Genomic DNA, 19,073 nt, shown 5'->3' with positions numbered 1-19,073 from the left:
ATTTATGAAGAGAATCAAAATCGACGTGGTAGTACTCCCTTTAAGTGGACATCTCTTCCCAGCCCTGAATTTACTCGCACCTTTGTTGAAGGATTCTTTGTATGATATTCGATTATTCACAGGACCGCAACGAAAAGCTGTCGCAGAGGAGATGGGATTCCAGGTACTTCCCATTTTAGAAAATTTTGTAGATGCGTTTGAGCGTGTAGCCAACAATGAAGGACAACTAAATCTTATTTCTGCTTATCGACAGTTGTCAGCTAGTCTGGATTTGATCAATATAGTGTCTGACCAACTAGTGCAAGAATGGGAGAAAAATCGACCAGATATTGTTATTGCGGATTTTATAACTCTCTCTGGAGGACTTGTAGCGGAACAGTTGGGAATTCCTTGGATAACAACCATGGCGACACAGTTTGCCATTGAAACGACAGCTGGACCGCCTTGTTTCTTTGGAGGAATGGGCAGTCCAAAGAACCCTTTCCAGTCTGCCCAGCAATGGCTAGGAAGAAAAGTGACTCGTTTAGGGAAACGAATCGTAACCTTTTTATTGAGAGAACGCTTGAAACGTTACGATTTTAAGCTCTACAATCAAAAAAATCAGGAAACCATTTATTCGCCCTATTCCATCTTGGGAATTGGGATGAAAGAGTTGGAGCTGAAAAGTGGTTTTCCAGAGCACTACCTTTGGGTGGGGCCTTTTGGCTCTTCGATTGAGAGAGCAGAGAATTATCCTCTCGATTTGTCTCCCTATGCAAGTTATAAAAAAGTCCTCGTATCCTGTGGAACTCAGCTTGCGTGGGCTAAAGATAACCTCCTCTACCAGACCCAACAATTGGCAAAAGCCCATCCTGACTGTCACTTTTTTGTGACTCTGGGGTTTGGTGGACAAGACTTCCAATGTGAGGAGCTCATGGACAATGTTTCTGTGGTATCCTATCTTCCCTATAAGGAATACATTCCCCAGATGGACTATGTGATTCATCACGGAGGTGCGGGTATTTTTTACCAATGTATTATCTATGGCAAGCCTGCCTTAATTCTCCCTCATGACTATGATCAGTATGACTATGCGGTTCGCGGGCTAGAGGCGGGGATTGCCCTGACTACTAAACGAGAGGACACGGAAGCGATTGGACGCGCTTTTGATGAGCTATTGGCTAGAGATGGTTGGTCAGACTTGAACAAACTCAGTCGTGTAGCTCAAGACTATCAGCCAACAGAAATCCTCAAGAATGAAATATATCGACTCTTGGGGGGACAAGGAGAAATAAAACATGAAGAAAGTATTGGTAACAGGTGCTACGGGCTTTTTAGGTAAGTATGTTGTTGAAGAGCTCAGTCAGCATGGCTATCAGGTACGAGCTTTTGGACGTAATCGCAAGGTTGGTCAGTCTTTAGAGAACTCCTCTGTGGCATTTTTCCAGGGAGATTTGACCAAGCAAGAGGATCTGACTCAGGCTTGTCAGGGTATGGACATGGTTGTTCATGCGGGAGCTCTTTCTACCGTCTGGGGACCTTGGGAAGATTTCTACCAGACAAATGTCTTAGGGACCAAGTATGTTCTGGATGCTTGTCGAGAGGCTGGTATTCAGCGTTTGGTTTATGTGTCCTCGCCTAGCATATATGCTGCGCCTCGAGACCAGATAGCTATCAAAGAAAGCGATGCGCCTCAGGAAAATAATCTGAACAACTATATTCGTAGTAAACTAGCTTCGGAGAAGCTGTTTAAGGATTATCCCGATGTTCCGAGTATTATCTTACGACCTCGTGGGCTTTTTGGAATTGGGGATACCAGTATTTTGCCTCGGGTTCTTAAACTCAGTCAGAAGATTGGTATTCCCTTGATAGGGGATGGCCGTCAGCTGATGGATATGACCTGTGTGGAAAATGTCGCTCTGGCCATTCGCTTGGCTCTAGAGGCTCCTCAAGCTAGTGGCGAAGTCTATAATATTACCAACGGGGAACCAAGAGCCTTTAAGGATCTGATAGAAGAAACCTTGGGAGGGCTTGGATATCCGATAACATACAGAAAAGTGCCGGTTCCTCTTATTTCAGTTATTGCAAGTAGTTTAGAGTTTCTGTATAAGATTTTGAAACTTAAAGGTGAGCCGGCTCTAACACGCTATACCTATGACTTGCTGAGGTATAGCCAGACGCTGGACATCAGCAAGGCGGAGCGAGACTTGGGCTATCGCCCTCAAATCAGTATTTCGGAAGGAATTGAACAGTATGTCAAAGATTATAGAAAGCATTGATTATTTCCCGGCAGGATATTGCACGAGTTATACAGGTTTGCTATTTAAGGGAATCAAGAATAAAAAGATGACCTTTCCAGCCGGGGTTTTTCTTATCAAACATTGGGAGAAGGGATACCTCCTCTATGATACGGGCTACCATTACGATATTAAGACTCAGATTCGTTATGGTTTCTATCGTTTGGGAACACCTGTTCAAATGACGGAGAAGGACCAGATTTCATATTTGCTGAAAGCTAAGGGAATTAAACCGGAAGAAATTAATTATATCATCCTATCCCACCTGCATCCAGATCATTTGGGAGGGGCTAGCTTCTTCCCTCATGCAACTTTTATCTTGACTCAGGAAGTGTATGATGTTTACAAGAAACCGACACTGAAAGACTTGATTTTCAAGGAATTTTTGCCAGTTTCTTTTGAAAAAAATCTAACCATTATCAGAGCTGACCAGCAAGATTCAACCTTTCCCTATCGTCCGACTAGTGACCTTTTTGGAGATGGAAGTATCCTAGTAGCTTCTGTTGATGGGCATGCAAGGGGGCAAGCTTGTCTGTACCTTCCAGACTTTAATCTCCTCATCGCAGCAGATCTCTGTTGGGGAATTGACCTTTTGCCTTACACCAAGCAGATGCTCCTGATTCCTTCCTTGGTTCAGGACAATAAGGCAGACTATATCAAGGGGACAGAGTTTTTGGAGGAAGTCTTGAGAGATGGTATTGAAGTAGTTGTTAGCCATGACCCTGTAGAAAGGATAGAACGTATCATATATGAAAAAAGGAACCTTTCTTAAAACCTTTATCCAAACTCGCTGGCTTCATAACTTCAAATCTCGAGAAGCTGTAGAGAACTATCAGAAAAAGCAATTAGCTAACTATATGAACTTTTTAAAGCGAGAGTCGCCCTACTTTAAAAATGGGGTTCCTAGTGACTTTGACCATATGGACAAGGCTTTTATGATGGAGCATTTCAACGAGCTCAACACCCAAGGAGTAGATCGGGATGAAGCCTTGGCCTTGGCTATTGAAAGTGAAAAGACTCGTGATTTCACTGAACTCAAAGGCGATGTGGCAGTCGGACTGTCTTCAGGGACATCTGGACATCGGGGGCTTTTTATCACAACGGAGAAAGAGCGAAGTATGTGGGCAGCAGCTATCTTAGCTAAGATGTTACCCAAGGGCCAGCTTTTTGGACACCGAATCGCCTTTTTCCTGAGAGCTGATAATGAACTCTATCAGACCATCAATACGGCACTTATTCGTTTGGAGTATTTTGATATTTTTAAACCTACAGATGTCCATATTGAGCGGCTGAATACCTACCAGCCGACGATTGTTGTGGCACCAGCCTCTATGTTGATTGAATTGAGCAAGCGTCTCAAGGCTGGAGAGTTAGCTATCCACCCACAAAAAATCGTTTCGGTGGCAGAAATCTTGGAAGATAATGATAGGGAACTCATCGCAGAAGCCTTTTCTCTATCCATTATTGACCAAGTTTATCAGGCAACCGAAGGTTTCCTAGCTTGCACTTGCTCAGCTGGCAATCTGCATCTCAACGAAGACATTATACTTGTGGAAAAGCAGTATCTGGATGACCGCCGTTTTTATCCAGTGATTACGGACTTTAAACGAAGTAGTCAGCCTGTTTATCGCTACCAGCTCAATGATATCTTGGTTGAAAATCCGAAGACTTGTCCGTGTGGCTCCTGCTATACACGAATTGACAAGGTCGAAGGACGCTCTGACGACATCTTCTATTTCGATGGACTGGATGGGGGACAGGTGACCATCTATCCAGACTTTATCAGACGTTGCATCCTCTTTGTGGAGAATATAGGAGATTACCAAGTCAAACAATATTCTGAAAAGTTAGTGGAAGTTTGTCTAAACCAACGAGATGAGAGCATGGAGACAGCTATTTTAGTACAGTTTCAACTCCTGGCCCAGCAAAAGCAGTTTATAGTTCCCGAAATTCAATTTTCAGATTATCACTGGGATACTAGCCATAAACTCAAACGAATCCAACGTTTATGAAAGGATAAAAGACAATGACAGAAGTAAAAAGACATGTAGAAATTGCAGGATATGGTGTTTGCCTTCCAAAGCATACCGTCCAATTCAAAGACCAGACGCGTTATCGTGTAGTTGAAAATGAAGAAACGCAGTTAGATTTAGCAGAGGTAGCCATTCAGAGAGCACTCGAATATGCAAACTTAGATATTAAAGATATCGATTGCCTTGTATCAGCTAGTGCAGTTGGTGTTCAGCCTATTCCTTGTACGGCTGCCTTGATTCATGAGCGCGTGGCAAAAGGACTCTCAATCCCAGCTATGGATATCAATACGACCTGTACTAGCTTTATTTCTGCTCTATCGACTATGTCCCACTTGATCGAGGCAGGCGAATACAATCGTGTCTTAATTGTGTCTAGTGAGGTTGGTAGTTTAGGGCTCAATCCTAAGCAAAAAGAAAGTTTTGAACTCTTTAGTGATGGGGCGGCAGCCTTTATTTTCCAAAAAGGCCATCAGGAAAAAGGGGTCATTGCTAGTCTCCAACGTACTTGGTCAGAAGGAGCACACGATACGGAGATTCGTGGAGGTCTGACTTCTTTTCAACCAAAAGAGTACTCTGAAGCGACTAAGACCAACTATATGTTTGATATGAAAGGTAAGAAAATTCTCCTCTTATCTGCTCGTAAAATTCCAGTCATGTTTGAAGAGTTTCAAGAAAAAACGCAGCTAGCATTGTCAGATGTGGACTATATTATTCCCCATCAAGCAAGTCGTGCCCTTCCTTTAGTTATGGAAAAACTAGGTGTTTCGGAGGAACAATATCTCAATCTTGTCACTGATTATGGAAATATGGTGTCAGTATCTGTACCGTTTGGCTTGGCTTATTCATTAGAACAAGGGCTGGTCAAGGAGGGAGATGTCATCTATCTTATGGGAACTGCAGCCGGTATGACGGTCAATATGTTGGCTCTCAAACTGTAATACGCATATGAGAGCATAATGGTTGAAACTTTAGCAAGAGTAAATTGTTGCCATCTAGCTATGAACTGATGTATACTAATGGAAACAACTATTAACTAGGTGGTTAGGGAGAAGGATAAAAAAGAAAGGGGATGTATGAAATATAGAAAATTTCAATTATTGATGTCCAAGTATGGCTTTAGTCTTTCGATTATGTTACTTGAACTTTGTCTTGTTTTTGGTCTCTTTCTCTATTTAGGGCGCATGGCCCCTATTCTATGGGTAATTGTTTTAATTTTTATGAGTATGGCGACTATAGTAGCGATTGTCAATCGCTCAATGGCGCCTGATAGTAAAGTGATGTGGTTAGTGGTGACTTTTGTTCCTGTCATTGGCCCCTTGCTCTATCTGATGTTTGGTGAAAGGCGATTGTCCAAAAAAGAAATCAAGCAGTTGGAAAAACTTGGTTCCATGCATTTTCGGGAGGATAACAGTAAAGCTCTCCGCCAGAAATTGAAGGAAGATGATAAGGCGGCTTACGGAGTTATCAAATCTTTGCTAAGTATGGATAGCAATGCCGATGTCTATGATCGAACAGATTCACAATTCTTTTCTTCGGGTGAAAGCATGTGGCAACATATGTTGGAAGACCTCAAGAAAGCTGAGAAATTTATCTTTCTAGAGTACTATATTGTCGAAGAAGGTCTGATGTGGAATAGCATACTAGATATACTAGAGCAAAAGGCAGCTCAGGGTGTAGAGGTCAAGATGCTCTATGATGATATCGGTTGTATGGCGACTTTACCTGGAGACTATACTGTTCAGCTTCGTAGTCGAGGAATTGAAGCCCATAAGTTTAACAAGGTGATTCCTCGTTTGACGGTGGCTTACAACAATCGGGACCATCGTAAAATCCTTGTTATAGATGGTCAGGTAGCCTATACAGGAGGTATTAACTTAGCTGATGAGTACATCAACCATGTAGAACGCTTTGGTTATTGGAAGGACAGTGGGATTCGCATAGATGGTCCTGGTGTCAAGGCTCTAACCCGTCTCTTTTTGATGACTTGGTACATCAATCGTGGGGAAATCAGTGATTTTGATCAGTATCACCTGGAAAATCAGCCTTGTTCTGGCCAAGGGCTCTACATTCCTTACGGTAGTGGACCCAAGCCTATCTTCCGTACCCAGGTAGGGAAAAAAGTTTATCAAAGTTTGATTAATCAGGCTACTGATTCAGTCTACATCACAACACCCTATTTGATTATTGACTATGATTTAACTGAGAGTATTAAAAATGCAGCCATGAGAGGTGTTGATGTCCGCATCGTGACTCCTTTCATTCCGGATAAAAAATTAATCCAACTCATAACAAGAGGAGCCTATCCGGATTTGTTGTCAGCAGGAGTAAGAATTTTTGAGTATAGTCCAGGCTTCATCCACAGTAAACAAATCTTAGTGGATAAGGACTTTGCTGCAGTTGGAACGATTAATTTAGATTATAGAAGTTTGCTTCATCACTATGAAGATGCAGTTTTGCTATATAAAACGGCATCAATCACAGAGATTCAAAAAGACTTTCAGGAGATTTTTTCGGTATCGCAAGAAATTTTCCCTCATACGATAAAAAATAGCTGGTATCAGAAATTAATTAAGGAAATTGCCCAGTTATTCGCCCCTATCTTATAAGAAATCTAGGACTTAGGATACAACCCAGTCCTATTTTTCTTGCCTTTTACGAATAAGAAGATATAGGAGGAATGATGCTGACTCAGAAAGAATTGGATTATATCATGTCATTTAAACAGACGAATTTACATCGATTTCGGGAAATTGAAACCTTTGTGAAACTATGCAAAAAATCGCTCAAACAGCCATCGCAAGCTGACAATTTTAGGTCTTTTTGATATACTAAGACAGATAAATTGAATAGGAGAAACGACATGGCTGTATATGGCAGAATAGAAGAAGTATCCAAAACGATACAGAGTAATGAGATTGAAAATAGATTGGATAGGAACCTTGAATCTCATGTAGAAAAAGAAGAACAGGTAGCTTTTCCGTTTTTCAGACTCATCATTGGAAGTACGATTGCAACGGTTTTTTCTGTGGTGCTACCTTTACTTTTAGATATGGTAAGTCCCTCTCAGGCGCAGGATTTGTATATAGGGTGGGCTTTACATCAGGGAGGACAGCTTTACAGTAGCTATTATGCAAGTCACGGTCTTATTTATTACTTGCTACTTTACATCACCCAAGGAGGCATCCTTTTTGCCTTGGTAGAATGGCTAGCCCTCTTAGGAGGAGGTTACTTCCTCTTTTCTTCAACTGACTATCTGACGGGACAAAGGGAACAAGCCAAGCAACTCCTAACCATATTTTATATTTTGGTATCCGGTCTCGGTTTTGGCGGAGGATATGCTACGATTTTAGCTTTGCCATTTCTGTTTGCAGGATTTTCGTTCATAGCAGCTTATCTATCAACTCCTAACCATGACAAGGGATTTCTACGTCTGGGGATTTTCTTGGCCCTATCATTTTTCATAGAGCCTCTTACAAGTCTTCTCTTTATTGCAGTAGTAACAATTGGTTTGTTTGTCTTTAATGTTGGGCATGGTCGCCTTGCTCATGGAGTTTATCAGTTTTTTGCAGCAGCACTTGGCTTTTCTCTCATTTTTTACCCAGTAGGATATTATGTTCTTGCTTCAGGTGGCTTTGGAGAAGCTCTAGGAAGTCTTTTATATCCGATTGATTCCCTTCAGGTCTTTATCAATCCCCAACTAATGGATAATGTTCTATTCTATGGTTTGTTGACCTTTGGTTTAGGAGCTCTCTTCCTTGTTTTTCTAGGTTTGTTCCAATCAAAGGCATCAAGATTATATGTTATTTCAGTACCAGCTAGTTTTGCTTTCATATTTGTATTAGCCTTGTTGCTTTTTTCTCAAGAACCTCTTCACGGTTCGTGTTTGATTCTAATCCTTCCATTTTTACTCCTTCTTTTGATGACCAGTATTCGTGGGAAACATTCAGCTAGAGGAGATCGTCGTCGGAGAAGAGAAGAAGCTCCTACTTTATGGAAAAAATTTATGAAGGGGAATCTCTACTTACCTATCCTAGTGGTGGTTTATCTGATTGCAATTCCTTTTGTGGCTCGTTTTGTTTTGCATCCAGCTTCTTATAGAGAACAACATCAAGTAGTAGACAGAGTCAAACAAGAGACGAGTGATGGTGACCAAATCTATATTTGGGATTCTCATGTTCAAATGTATAAAGAAAGTCAGCGTTTGGCTGGATCCATGTTCCCATCACCTCTTCTTTATACGAATACAGAAGAAAATAAAACTACCTTGATTCATGACTTGAAAGAAAACCAACCTAAGGTGATTGTGGTAAACGACAAGGTGGCTCTCTGGTCTGAGGCGGAGACACTCTTAAAAGAAAATTATCAACAAGTAAAGACTGATTATTCAGAGTTTAAAGTCTATAAAATCAAATAGCCAAATCAATATCTTGTGTATTTTTAAAAATTTTAGGATTTTTAACACAAGATATTGATTTTTATTTTTAGAGTGGTATAATACTTTTTAGAAAGAACATTTTAGAAACGAGCATGTATATGATTGCACTAGAAGAAAAAATTACAACTTTAGCAACCCTCTTCGTTGAAAAACGAGATGGGAGACGTGTTGCATTTGATGTGGACAAGATTGACAAGGCTATCCACAAGGCGGCAGACAAGGTTATGGATGTGACACCCTTGGTCGAAAAACGCCTAAATGCTTTGACCGAGCGAATTGTCACAGAAATTCATAGTCGCTTTCCACAGGGGGTTAAGATTTACGAAATTCAAAATATCGTAGAACATGAACTCCTTGAAGCCAAAGAATATGCGCTAGCTGAGGAGTATATTACTTATCGGACACAAAGGGATTTTGAGCGTTCAAAAGCGACAGATATCAACTTTAGCATCCATAAACTTCTCAACAAAGACCAGGCCGTTGTCAATGAAAATGCTAATAAAGACAGCGATGTCTTTAACACCCAGCGTGATTTGACAGCGGGTATTGTCGGGAAATCAATCGGACTGCAAATGCTGCCAAAGCATGTAGCCAATGCTCACCAAAAGGGAGATATCCACTATCATGATTTGGACTATAGCCCCTACACCCCTATGACCAACTGCTGTTTGATTGATTTCAAGGGTATGTTGGAAAATGGTTTTAAGATTGGAAATGCAGAGGTAGAAAGTCCTAAGTCTATCCAGACTGCGACAGCTCAGATTTCCCAAATCATCGCCAACGTTGCTTCTAGCCAGTATGGAGGCTGTTCAGCTAACCGTATCGATGAAGTCTTGGCGCCTTATGCAGAGAAGAATTACCAAAAACACCTTAAGGATGCGGAAGAATGGGTTTTACCTGATAAACGAGAAGATTATGCATGGAAGAAAACTCAGAAAGATATCTACGATGCCATGCAATCTCTTGAGTATGAAATCAACACTCTCTTCACTTCAAATGGACAAACACCTTTTACTTCGCTAGGTTTTGGTCTGGGAACCAATCGTTTTGAGCGTGAAATTCAAAAAGCTATTTTGAGTATTCGGATAAAGGGTCTTGGTTCTGAGCATCGTACAGCCATCTTCCCTAAGCTTATCTTCACGCTTAAAAGAGGTCTTAACTTGGAAGAAGGGACTCCCAACTACGACATTAAGCAGTTGGCCCTCGAGTGTGCAACCAAGCGGATGTACCCAGATGTCTTGTCTTACGATAAGATTGTTGACTTGACAGGTTCTTTTAAGGTACCTATGGGTTGCCGTTCGTTCCTTCAAGGATGGAAGGATGAAAATGGTGTAGAAGTCAATTCAGGCCGTATGAATCTGGGCGTTGTGACGGTTAACCTGCCTCGTATTGCTCTTGAGTCTGAGGGCGACATGAATAAGTTCTGGGAAATCTTCAACGAGCGGATGAATATCGCTGAAGATGCTCTTGTTTATCGTGTCGAACGAACCAAGGAAGCAACACCAGCAAATGCTCCTATTCTGTATCAATACGGTGCTTTTGGTCATCGTCTAGGTAAAGAAGAAAGTGTTGACCAGCTCTTTAAGAATCGTCGGGCAACTGTTTCGCTGGGTTACATCGGTTTGTATGAAGTAGCGACTGTTTTCTTTGGTAATAGCTGGGAAAGCAATCCAGATGCTAAGGAATTCACGCTAGACATTATTCGAGATATGAAACGCCGTGTAGAAGAGTGGTCAGATCAATATGGCTATCATTTCTCTATCTACTCAACACCATCTGAAAGTCTGACAGACCGTTTCTGCCGACTAGATACAGAGAAGTTTGGTTCTATTCCTGATATTACAGATAAGGAATACTACACCAATTCTTTCCACTACGATGTTCGTAAAAATCCAACACCGTTTGAAAAATTAGACTTTGAGAAAGTCTATCCGGAAGCAGGTGCGTCAGGTGGTTTCATCCATTACTGTGAGTATCCAGTCCTTCAGCAAAATCCTAAAGCCTTGGAAGCTGTCTGGGACTATGCCTATGACCGTGTCGGCTATCTTGGGACCAATACACCAATAGACCGTTGCTACAAGTGTGACTTTGAAGGGGATTTTGAACCAACTGAGAGGGGTTTTGCTTGTCCTAACTGTGGCAATAGCGACCCTAAAACAGTAGATGTTGTTAAACGAACTTGTGGCTATTTAGGTAATCCTCAAGCGAGACCTATGGTCAATGGGCGTCACAAGGAAATCTCAGCGCGTGTCAAACATATGAATGGCTCAACGATTAAAATAGCTGGCCATCAAGTAGCAAATTAGAAAGAAATGAAATGGGAAAATATCAATTAGACGATAAGGGGCGTGCACAAGTGACCCGTTATCACGAGAAACACTCTAAAGGTGGAGCTGGTAAGAAAGAACGCTTGCTCAGCCTCAGAGAACAATTTTTAAGCAAGAACAAGAAAAAATAAAAGTGAGAGCCAGCTCTCGCTTTTCTCTTAGTGGGAGGTAAGGATGGAATTACGCAGACCAAGAATAGCAGATAAAGAAACAGTTTTAGAGATGATGACAGAGTTTGAAAAGAGCCAATCAGCCCATGATGGAGGATTTTGGGATACAGAGAACTTTGTGTATGAAGAATGGTTGGAAACAAATAAGCAAAAAGAAATGGGAATAAACTTGCCTGAAAATCGTGTTCCTTCTATTCAATTTGTATCATTTGATGATGTAGGTCCTGCTCTAGGATTTTTGAATCTGCGATTGAGACTGAATGAGGGTTTATTGAATTATGCTGGCCACATTGGCTACTCCATTCGTCCATCAGAAAGAGGCAAAGGTTATGCTAAAGAGACTCTCAGTCAGGGCTTGCAAGTTGCTAAGGAAAAGAACATCAAGAGAACTCTTGTGACCTGTAGCGTGAATAATCCTGCTAGCAGAGCAGTCATTCTAGCAAATGGTGGGCTCCTTGAAGATGTTCGTAATGGAGTTGAGCGTTATTGGATAGAGGTAGCGAATGAATAATCCAAAACCACAAGAATGGAAAAGCGAGGATCTCAGTCAAGGGCGTATTATTGATTACAAGGCCTTCAACTTTGTGGATGGAGAGGGTGTGCGTAACTCTCTCTATGTATCAGGCTGCATGTTTCACTGCGAGGGTTGCTATAATGTTGCCACTTGGTCTTTCAATGCAGGAATTCCCTACACAGCAGAATTAGAAGAACAGATTATGGCAGATCTCGCTCAACCCTATGTTCAAGGCTTGACTTTATTAGGAGGAGAACCCTTCCTTAATACAGGAATCCTTTTGCCACTTGTTAAACGTATCCGGAAGGAATTGCCAAACAAAGACATCTGGTCATGGACTGGCTACACTTGGGAAGAAATGATGTTGGAGACACAAGATAAACTGGAACTCTTATCACTGATTGACATTCTGGTTGATGGACGATACGATCGAACTAAGAGAAATCTCATGCTCCAGTTTCGAGGTTCGTCCAATCAACGCATCATCGATGTGCAAAAATCGCTCAAAAGTGGGCAAGTAGTGATTTGGGATAAGCTCAATGACGGGAAAGAAAGCTATGAACAGGTGAAGAGAGAGTAACTTTCTTCTATGAAAGAATAGTTAAATAAATGACTTATAAAAAAGAAAACAGTTTCATTGTAAAAAAACGAAAAAACAGCAACAAATCCCTTGCAATCGCAGGGGCTTTGTGTTATTCTATTATGGTGCTGTAAATTACAGCCTTAGCTTTGATGCAAGAGGTTGCGACACGCTCGGTTGCATTGCCACGCAACACCGCGTCGGTTTTCTTGTGGAGCTAGCCTATTATTTTAAATAGACGAAAAGGAGAAAAAGATGGCAAACAAAAAAATCCGTATCCGTTTGAAAGCTTACGAACACCGTACGCTTGACACAGCGGCTGCAAAAATCGTAGAATCAGCTACTCGTACAGGTGCACAAGTTGCGGGTCCAATTCCACTTCCAACTGAACGTAGCCTCTACACAATCATTCGTGCGACTCACAAATATAAAGACTCTCGCGAACAATTCGAAATGCGTACACACAAACGTTTGATCGATATCGTTAATCCAACTCAAAAAACAGTTGATGCTTTGATGAAATTGGATCTTCCAAGTGGTGTAAACGTAGAAATCAAACTTTAATCTAAAGCTTGATACCTTGAGCATAAAAAACGCTCGTTAAAAACTTTTTGAATAAAAAATATAGAAAAGGAACTATTTTCTCATGACAAAAGGAATCTTAGGGAAAAAAGTGGGAATGACTCAAATCTTCACTGAAGCTGGCGAATTGATCCCTGTAACAGTTATTGAAGCAACTCCAAACGTTGTTCTTCAAGTTAAAATTGTTGAAACAGACGGATACAACGCTATCCAAGTTGGTTTCGATGACAAACGCGAAGTATTGAGCAACAAACCTGCTAAAGGACATGTAGCGAAAGCTAACACGGCTCCTAAGCGCTTCATTCGTGAATTCAAAAACGTTGAAGGCTTGGAAGTTGGTGCTGAAATCACAGTTGAAACATTCGCAGCTGGAGACGTTGTTGACGTAACTGGTACTTCTAAAGGTAAAGGTTTCCAAGGTGTTATCAAACGCCATGGACAATCACGTGGACCAATGGCTCACGGTTCTCGTTACCACCGTCGTCCAGGTTCTATGGGACCTGTTGCACCTAACCGCGTATTCAAAGGTAAAAACCTTGCAGGACGTATGGGAGGCGACCGCGTAACAATTCAAAACCTTGAAGTTGTACAAGTTGTTCCAGAAAAGAACGTTATCCTTATCAAAGGTAACGTACCAGGTGCTAAGAAATCTCTTATCACTATCAAGTCAGCAGTTAAAGCTGGTAAATAATAAGGAAAGGGGAATACAGTCAAAATGGCAAATGTAACATTATTCGACCAAACTGGTAAACAAGCGGGCGAAGTTGTTCTTAACGATGCAATCTTTGGTATCGAACCAAATGAATCTGTTGTGTTTGATGTGATCATCAGCCAACGTGCTAGCCTTCGTCAAGGAACTCACGCAGTTAAAAACCGCTCAGCTGTTTCAGGTGGCGGACGCAAACCATGGCGTCAAAAAGGAACTGGACGTGCTCGTCAAGGTTCTATCCGCTCTCCACAATGGCGTGGTGGTGGAATCGTCTTCGGACCAACTCCACGTAGCTATGCGTACAAACTTCCTCAAAAAGTTCGTCGCCTTGCACTTAAATCTGTTTACTCAGAAAAAGTTGCTGAAAATAAATTTGTAGCCGTTGATTCTCTTGAATTTACAGCTCCAAAAACTGCTGAATTTGCAAAAGTTCTTGCAGCTTTGAGCATCGATTCTAAAGTCCTTGTTATTCTTGAAGAAGGAAACGAATTCGCAGCTCTCTCAGCTCGTAACCTTCCAAACGTGAAAGTTGCGACTGCTACAACTGCAAGTGTTCTTGACATCGCAAATAGTGACAAACTTCTTGTTACTCAAGCAGCTATCTCTAAAATCGAGGAGGTTCTTGCATAATGAATTTGTATGATGTTATCAAAAAACCTGTAATCACTGAAAGCTCAATGGCTCAACTTGAAGCAGGAAAATATGTATTTGAAGTTGACACTCGTGCACACAAACTTTTGATCAAGCAAGCTGTTGAAGCTGCTTTCGAAGGTGTTAAAGTTGCTAATGTTAACACAATCAACGTAAAACCAAAAGCTAAACGTGTTGGACGTTACACTGGTTTTACTAACAAAACTAAAAAAGCTATCATCACACTTACAGCTGATTCTAAAGCAATCGAGTTGTTTGCTGCTGAAGCTGAATAATCTAAGGAGGAAATATCGTGGGAATTCGTGTTTATAAACCAACAACAAACGGTCGCCGTAATATGACTTCTTTGGATTTCGCTGAAATCACAACAAGCACTCCTGAAAAATCATTGCTTGTTGCATTGAAGAGCAAGGCTGGTCGTAACAACAACGGTCGTATCACAGTTCGTCACCAAGGTGGTGGACACAAACGTTTCTACCGTTTGGTTGACTTCAAACGTAACAAAGACAACGTTGAAGCAGTTGTTAAAACAATCGAGTACGATCCAAACCGTTCTGCAAACATCGCTCTTGTACACTACACTGACGGTGTGAAAGCATACATCATCGCTCCAAAAGGTCTTGAAGTTGGTCAACGTATCGTTTCAGGTCCAGAAGCAGATATCAAAGTCGGAAACGCTCTTCCACTTGCTAATATCCCAGTTGGTACTTTGATCCACAACATCGAGTTGAAACCAGGTCGTGGTGGTGAATTGGTACGTGCTGCTGGTGCATCTGCTCAAGTATTGGGTTCTGAAGGTAAATACGTTCTTGTTCGTCTTCAATCAGGTGAAGTTCGTATGATTCTTGGAACTTGCCGTGCTACAGTTGGTGTTGTCGGAAACGAACAACATGGACTTGTAAACCTTGGTAAAGCAGGACGTAGCCGTTGGAAAGGTATCCGCCCAACAGTTCGTGGTTCTGTAATGAACCCTAACGATCACCCACACGGTGGTGGTGAAGGTAAAGCACCAGTTGGTCGTAAAGCACCATCTACTCCATGGGGCAAACCTGCTCTTGGTCTTAAAACTCGTAACAAGAAAGCGAAATCTGACAAACTTATCGTTCGTCGTCGCAACGAGAAATAATATTAAACTAGTCGCTTAAGCAACTAGTAAATCCGCCAGCTCGGTAGCGCTCCATAGGAGCGCAAGCCGTTGTGGTACAACATTTAAAGGAGAAAATATAAAAATGGGACGCAGTCTTAAAAAAGGACCTTTCGTCGATGAGCATTTGATGAAAAAAGTTGAAGCTCAAGCTAACGACGAAAAGAAAAAAGTTATTAAAACTTGGTCACGTCGTTCAACGATCTTCCCAAGTTTCATTGGTTACACTATTGCAGTTTATGACGGACGTAAACATGTACCTGTTTACATCCAAGAAGACATGGTAGGTCACAAACTTGGTGAATTTGCACCAACTCGTACTTACAAAGGTCACGCTGCAGACGACAAGAAAACACGTAGAAAATAAGGAGAACATAAATGGCAGAAATTACTTCAGCTAAAGCAATGGCTCGTACAGTACGTGTTTCACCTCGTAAATCACGTCTTGTTCTTGATAACATCCGTGGTAAAAGCGTAGCCGATGCAATCGCAATCTTGACATTCACTCCAAACAAAGCTGCTGAAATCATCTTGAAAGTTTTGAACTCAGCTGTAGCTAACGCTGAAAACAACTTTGGTTTGGATAAAGCTAACTTGGTAGTATCTGAAGCATTCGCAAACGAAGGACCAACTATGAAACGTTTCCGTCCACGTGCGAAAGGTTCAGCTTCACCAATCAACAAACGTACAGCTCACATCACTGTAGCTGTTGCAGAAAAATAAGGAGGTAAAATCGTGGGTCAAAAAGTACATCCAATTGGTATGCGTGTCGGCATCATCCGTGATTGGGATGCCAAATGGTATGCTGAAAAAGAATACGCGGATTACCTTCATGAAGATCTTGCAATCCGTAAATTCGTTCAAAAAGAACTTGCTGACGCAGCAGTTTCAACTATCGAAATCGAACGCGCAGTAAACAAAGTTAACGTTTCACTTCACACTGCTAAACCAGGTATGGTTATCGGTAAAGGTGGTGCTAACGTTGATGCACTCCGTGCAAAACTTAACAAATTGACTGGAAAACAAGTACACATCAACATCATCGAAATCAAACAACCTGATTTGGATGCTCACCTTGTAGGTGAAGGTATTGCTCGTCAATTGGAGCAACGTGTTGCTTTCCGTCGTGCACAAAAACAAGCAATCCAACGTGCAATGCGTGCTGGAGCTAAAGGAATCAAAACTCAAGTATCAGGTCGTTTGAACGGTGCAGATATCGCCCGTGCTGAAGGATACTCTGAAGGAACTGTTCCACTTCACACACTTCGTGCAGATATCGATTACGCTTGGGAAGAAGCAGATACTACATACGGTAAACTTGGTGTTAAAGTATGGATCTACCGTGGTGAAGTTCTTCCAGCTCGCAAAAACACTAAAGGAGGTAAATAACCAATGTTAGTACCTAAACGTGTTAAACACCGTCGTGAATTCCGTGGAAAAATGCGCGGTGAAGCAAAAGGTGGAAAAGAAGTAGCATTCGGTGAATACGGTCTTCAAGCTACAACTAGCCACTGGATCACTAACCGCCAAATCGAAGCTGCTCGTATCGCCATGACTCGTTACATGAAACGTGGTGGTAAAGTTTGGATTAAAATCTTCCCACACAAATCATACACTGCTAAAGCTATCGGTGTGCGTATGGGATCTGGTAAAGGGGCACCTGAAGGTTGGGTAGCACCAGTTAAACGTGGTAAAGTGATGTTCGAAATCGCTGGTGTATCTGAAGAGATCGCTCGCGAAGCGCTTCGTCTTGCTAGCCACAAATTGCCAGTTAAATGTAAATTCGTAAAACGTGAAGCAGAATAAGGAGAAGGCATGAAACTTAATGAAGTAAAAGAATTTGTTAAAGAACTTCGTGGTCTTTCTCAAGAAGAACTCGCGAAGCGCGAAAACGAATTGAAAAAAGAATTGTTTGAACTTCGTTTCCAAGCTGCTACTGGTCAATTGGAACAAACAGCTCGCTTGAAAGAAGTTAAAAAACAAATCGCTCGTATCAAAACAGTTCAATCTGAAGCGAAATAATAGACTAGGGAAGGAGAAATTTCAATGGAACGCAATAATCGTAAAGTTCTTGTTGGACGTGTTGTATCTGACAAAATGGACAAGACAATCACAGTTGTAGTTGAAACAAAACGTAACCACCCAGTCTATGGTAAACGTATTAACTACTCTAAAAAATACAAAGCTCATGATGAAAACAATGTTGCCAAAGAAGGCGATATCGTACGTATCATGGAAACTCGTCCGCTTTCAGCTACAAAACGTTTCCGTCTTGTAGAAGTTGTTGAAGAAGCGGTCATCATCTAATCAAACCTGAAAGGAGAAAACTGAAATGATTCAAACAGAAACTCGTTTGAAAGTCGCAGACAACAGCGGTGCTCGCGAAATCTTGACTATCAAAGTTCTTGGTGGTTCAGGACGTAAATTTGCAAACATCGGTGATGTTATCGTGGCATCTGTAAAACAAGCTACTCCTGGTGGTGCGGTTAAAAAAGGTGACGTTGTTAAAGCAGTTATCGTTCGTACTAAATCAGGTGCTCGTCGAGCTGATGGTTCATACATCAAATTTGACGAAAACGCAGCAGTTATCATCCGTGAAGACAAAACTCCTCGCGGAACACGTATCTTTGGCCCAGTTGCACGTGAATTGCGTGAAGGTGGCTTCATGAAGATCGTGTCACTTGCTCCAGAAGTACTTTAATTTTTAGAAACAAACTAGTCCCCTAGCTTCAAGCTAGGGTGCCCTTATGGGCGTAAGAAAAATCAAGGAGAAACCTAATGTTTGTAAAAAAAGGCGACAAAGTTCGCGTAATCGCTGGTAAAGATAAGGGAACAGAAGCTGTTGTCCTTACTGCCCTTCCAAAAGTAAACAAAGTTATCGTTGAAGGTGTTAACATCGTTAAGAAACACCAACGTCCAACTAACGAGCTTCCTCAAGGTGGTATCATCGAGAAAGAAGCAGCTATCCACGTATCAAACGTTCAAGTTTTGGACAAAAATGGTGTAGCTGGTCGTGTTGGTTACAAATTTGTAGACGGTAAAAAAGTTCGCTACAACAAAAAGTCAGGCGAAGTGCTTGATTAATCACGAAGGAAAGGAGAAGTATAATGGCAAATCGTTTAAAAGAAAAATATCTTAATGAAGTAGTTCCTGCTTTGACAGAACAATTCAACTACTCATCAGTGATGGCTGTGCCTAAAGTAGATAAGATCGTTTTGAACATGGGTGTTGGTGAAGCTGTATCAAACGCTAAAAGCCTTGAAAAAGCTGCTGAAGAATTGGCACTTATCTCAGGTCAAAAACCACTTATCACTAAAGCTAAAAAATCAATCGCCGGCTTCCGTCTTCGTGAAGGTGTTGCGATCGGTGCAAAAGTTACCCTTCGTGGTGAACGTATGTACGAATTCTTGGATAAATTGGTTTCAGTTTCACTTCCACGTGTACGTGACTTCCACGGTGTTCCAACAAAATCATTTGACGGACGCGGAAACTACACACTTGGTGTGAAAGAACAATTGATCTTCCCAGAAATCAACTTCGATGACGTTGACAAAACTCGTGGTCTTGACATCGTTATCGTAACAACTGCTAACACTGACGAAGAGTCACGTGCATTGCTTACAGGCCTTGGAATGCCTTTTGCAAAATAATA

Annotated in this window: 25 protein-coding genes; all 25 read left to right on the top strand. The window is 41.5% G+C overall.

The features are described 5' to 3' along the window. The first annotated feature begins 4 nt into the window (after window positions 1-4). The 25 genes from ADH52_RS08910 to rplE all read left to right on the top strand — a co-directional run bounded on the left by ADH52_RS08910 (window position 5) and on the right by rplE (window position 19,071). The gene (locus ADH52_RS08910) at window positions 5-1,321 is read left to right on the top strand and encodes a glycosyltransferase (protein WP_049487398.1); all 1,317 of its coding nucleotides are present in this window, start codon (window positions 5-7) and stop codon (window positions 1,319-1,321) included. Further along, the gene (locus ADH52_RS08905) at window positions 1,278-2,258 is read left to right on the top strand and encodes an NAD-dependent epimerase/dehydratase family protein (protein WP_049487399.1); all 981 of its coding nucleotides are present in this window, start codon (window positions 1,278-1,280) and stop codon (window positions 2,256-2,258) included. The genes ADH52_RS08910 and ADH52_RS08905 overlap by 44 nt, the downstream gene beginning before the upstream one ends. Then, window positions 2,233-3,048, top strand: a complete 816-nt coding sequence (locus ADH52_RS08900) for an MBL fold metallo-hydrolase (protein ID WP_049510977.1) — start codon at window positions 2,233-2,235, stop codon at window positions 3,046-3,048. Before ADH52_RS08905 ends, ADH52_RS08900 begins: the two co-directional genes overlap by 26 nt. After that, the gene (locus ADH52_RS08895) at window positions 3,026-4,288 is read left to right on the top strand and encodes a F390 synthetase-related protein (RefSeq protein WP_049487401.1); all 1,263 of its coding nucleotides are present in this window, start codon (window positions 3,026-3,028) and stop codon (window positions 4,286-4,288) included. Before ADH52_RS08900 ends, ADH52_RS08895 begins: the two co-directional genes overlap by 23 nt. Before the next feature lie 14 nt (window positions 4,289-4,302). Continuing rightward, complete coding sequence (locus tag ADH52_RS08890; RefSeq protein ID WP_049510975.1) at window positions 4,303-5,247, top strand: 3-oxoacyl-[acyl-carrier-protein] synthase III C-terminal domain-containing protein; 945 nt, start codon at window positions 4,303-4,305, stop codon at window positions 5,245-5,247. Window positions 5,248-5,382: 135 nt separating this feature from the next. Then, window positions 5,383-6,915 carry a cardiolipin synthase gene (gene cls, locus ADH52_RS08885; protein WP_049510974.1) on the top strand — a complete coding sequence of 511 codons (1,533 nt, stop codon included), beginning with the start codon at window positions 5,383-5,385 and terminating at the stop codon, window positions 6,913-6,915. Window positions 6,916-7,169: 254 nt separating this feature from the next. Further along, window positions 7,170-8,723, top strand: coding sequence for a hypothetical protein (locus tag ADH52_RS08875; protein WP_049510973.1), 1,554 nt, complete (start codon window positions 7,170-7,172; stop codon window positions 8,721-8,723). 119 nt (window positions 8,724-8,842) lie between these two features. Further along, complete coding sequence (gene nrdD / locus ADH52_RS08870; RefSeq protein WP_049510982.1) at window positions 8,843-11,050, top strand: anaerobic ribonucleoside-triphosphate reductase; 2,208 nt, start codon at window positions 8,843-8,845, stop codon at window positions 11,048-11,050. An 11-nt stretch (window positions 11,051-11,061) separates the two neighbouring features. Continuing rightward, complete coding sequence (locus tag ADH52_RS11510; protein ID WP_049510972.1) at window positions 11,062-11,202, top strand: hypothetical protein; 141 nt, start codon at window positions 11,062-11,064, stop codon at window positions 11,200-11,202. Window positions 11,203-11,245: 43 nt separating this feature from the next. Then, entirely contained in the window at window positions 11,246-11,752 is a 507-nt protein-coding gene (locus ADH52_RS08860; RefSeq protein ID WP_049510971.1) for a GNAT family N-acetyltransferase, read from the top strand. Next, window positions 11,745-12,335 (top strand): anaerobic ribonucleoside-triphosphate reductase activating protein, encoded by a 591-nt coding sequence (gene nrdG / locus ADH52_RS08855; RefSeq protein ID WP_049510970.1) that lies wholly within the window; start codon window positions 11,745-11,747, stop codon window positions 12,333-12,335. Before ADH52_RS08860 ends, nrdG begins: the two co-directional genes overlap by 8 nt. A gap of 255 nt (window positions 12,336-12,590) precedes the next feature. Continuing rightward, entirely contained in the window at window positions 12,591-12,899 is a 309-nt protein-coding gene (gene rpsJ, locus ADH52_RS08850; RefSeq protein ID WP_001284513.1) for a 30S ribosomal protein S10, read from the top strand. 82 nt (window positions 12,900-12,981) lie between these two features. Then, window positions 12,982-13,608, top strand: coding sequence for a 50S ribosomal protein L3 (gene rplC, locus ADH52_RS08845; RefSeq protein WP_049510969.1), 627 nt, complete (start codon window positions 12,982-12,984; stop codon window positions 13,606-13,608). Window positions 13,609-13,632: 24 nt separating this feature from the next. Then, window positions 13,633-14,256: a 50S ribosomal protein L4 gene (gene rplD / locus ADH52_RS08840; RefSeq protein WP_000024547.1), complete on the top strand. Its 624-nt coding sequence runs from the start codon at window positions 13,633-13,635 to the stop codon at window positions 14,254-14,256. After that, complete coding sequence (locus ADH52_RS08835; protein WP_001055347.1) at window positions 14,256-14,552, top strand: 50S ribosomal protein L23; 297 nt, start codon at window positions 14,256-14,258, stop codon at window positions 14,550-14,552. The genes rplD and ADH52_RS08835 overlap by 1 nt, the downstream gene beginning before the upstream one ends. A 17-nt stretch (window positions 14,553-14,569) precedes the next feature. Beyond that, window positions 14,570-15,403 carry a 50S ribosomal protein L2 gene (gene rplB, locus ADH52_RS08830; RefSeq protein WP_000512911.1) on the top strand — a complete coding sequence of 278 codons (834 nt, stop codon included), beginning with the start codon at window positions 14,570-14,572 and terminating at the stop codon, window positions 15,401-15,403. A 103-nt stretch (window positions 15,404-15,506) separates the two neighbouring features. Beyond that, the gene (gene rpsS, locus ADH52_RS08825; protein WP_000533766.1) at window positions 15,507-15,788 is read left to right on the top strand and encodes a 30S ribosomal protein S19; all 282 of its coding nucleotides are present in this window, start codon (window positions 15,507-15,509) and stop codon (window positions 15,786-15,788) included. Between the two features lie 11 nt (window positions 15,789-15,799). Continuing rightward, the gene (rplV, locus tag ADH52_RS08820) at window positions 15,800-16,144 is read left to right on the top strand and encodes a 50S ribosomal protein L22 (RefSeq protein ID WP_000818137.1); all 345 of its coding nucleotides are present in this window, start codon (window positions 15,800-15,802) and stop codon (window positions 16,142-16,144) included. Between the two features lie 12 nt (window positions 16,145-16,156). Next, complete coding sequence (gene rpsC, locus ADH52_RS08815) at window positions 16,157-16,810, top strand: 30S ribosomal protein S3 (RefSeq protein WP_000529936.1); 654 nt, start codon at window positions 16,157-16,159, stop codon at window positions 16,808-16,810. 3 nt (window positions 16,811-16,813) lie between these two features. Next, window positions 16,814-17,227, top strand: coding sequence for a 50S ribosomal protein L16 (gene rplP, locus ADH52_RS08810; RefSeq protein ID WP_000960946.1), 414 nt, complete (start codon window positions 16,814-16,816; stop codon window positions 17,225-17,227). Between the two features lie 9 nt (window positions 17,228-17,236). Beyond that, window positions 17,237-17,443 (top strand): 50S ribosomal protein L29, encoded by a 207-nt coding sequence (rpmC, locus tag ADH52_RS08805; protein WP_000772918.1) that lies wholly within the window; start codon window positions 17,237-17,239, stop codon window positions 17,441-17,443. 24 nt (window positions 17,444-17,467) lie between these two features. Continuing rightward, the gene (gene rpsQ / locus ADH52_RS08800) at window positions 17,468-17,728 is read left to right on the top strand and encodes a 30S ribosomal protein S17 (protein WP_000440801.1); all 261 of its coding nucleotides are present in this window, start codon (window positions 17,468-17,470) and stop codon (window positions 17,726-17,728) included. 25 nt (window positions 17,729-17,753) lie between these two features. After that, window positions 17,754-18,122 carry a 50S ribosomal protein L14 gene (rplN, locus tag ADH52_RS08795; RefSeq protein WP_000616545.1) on the top strand — a complete coding sequence of 123 codons (369 nt, stop codon included), beginning with the start codon at window positions 17,754-17,756 and terminating at the stop codon, window positions 18,120-18,122. Window positions 18,123-18,199: 77 nt separating this feature from the next. Beyond that, window positions 18,200-18,505 carry a 50S ribosomal protein L24 gene (gene rplX, locus ADH52_RS08790; RefSeq protein WP_000497691.1) on the top strand — a complete coding sequence of 102 codons (306 nt, stop codon included), beginning with the start codon at window positions 18,200-18,202 and terminating at the stop codon, window positions 18,503-18,505. A 23-nt stretch (window positions 18,506-18,528) separates the two neighbouring features. Then, the gene (gene rplE / locus ADH52_RS08785; protein WP_000013542.1) at window positions 18,529-19,071 is read left to right on the top strand and encodes a 50S ribosomal protein L5; all 543 of its coding nucleotides are present in this window, start codon (window positions 18,529-18,531) and stop codon (window positions 19,069-19,071) included. The last annotated feature ends 2 nt before the right edge of the window (window positions 19,072-19,073 follow it).

The organism is Streptococcus pseudopneumoniae, from assembly GCF_001072665.1.
Lineage (GTDB): Bacteria > Bacillota > Bacilli > Lactobacillales > Streptococcaceae > Streptococcus > Streptococcus pseudopneumoniae_S.
Note: the sequence above shows the minus strand (reverse complement) of the source record. Positions and strands in the feature narration are given on the sequence as shown.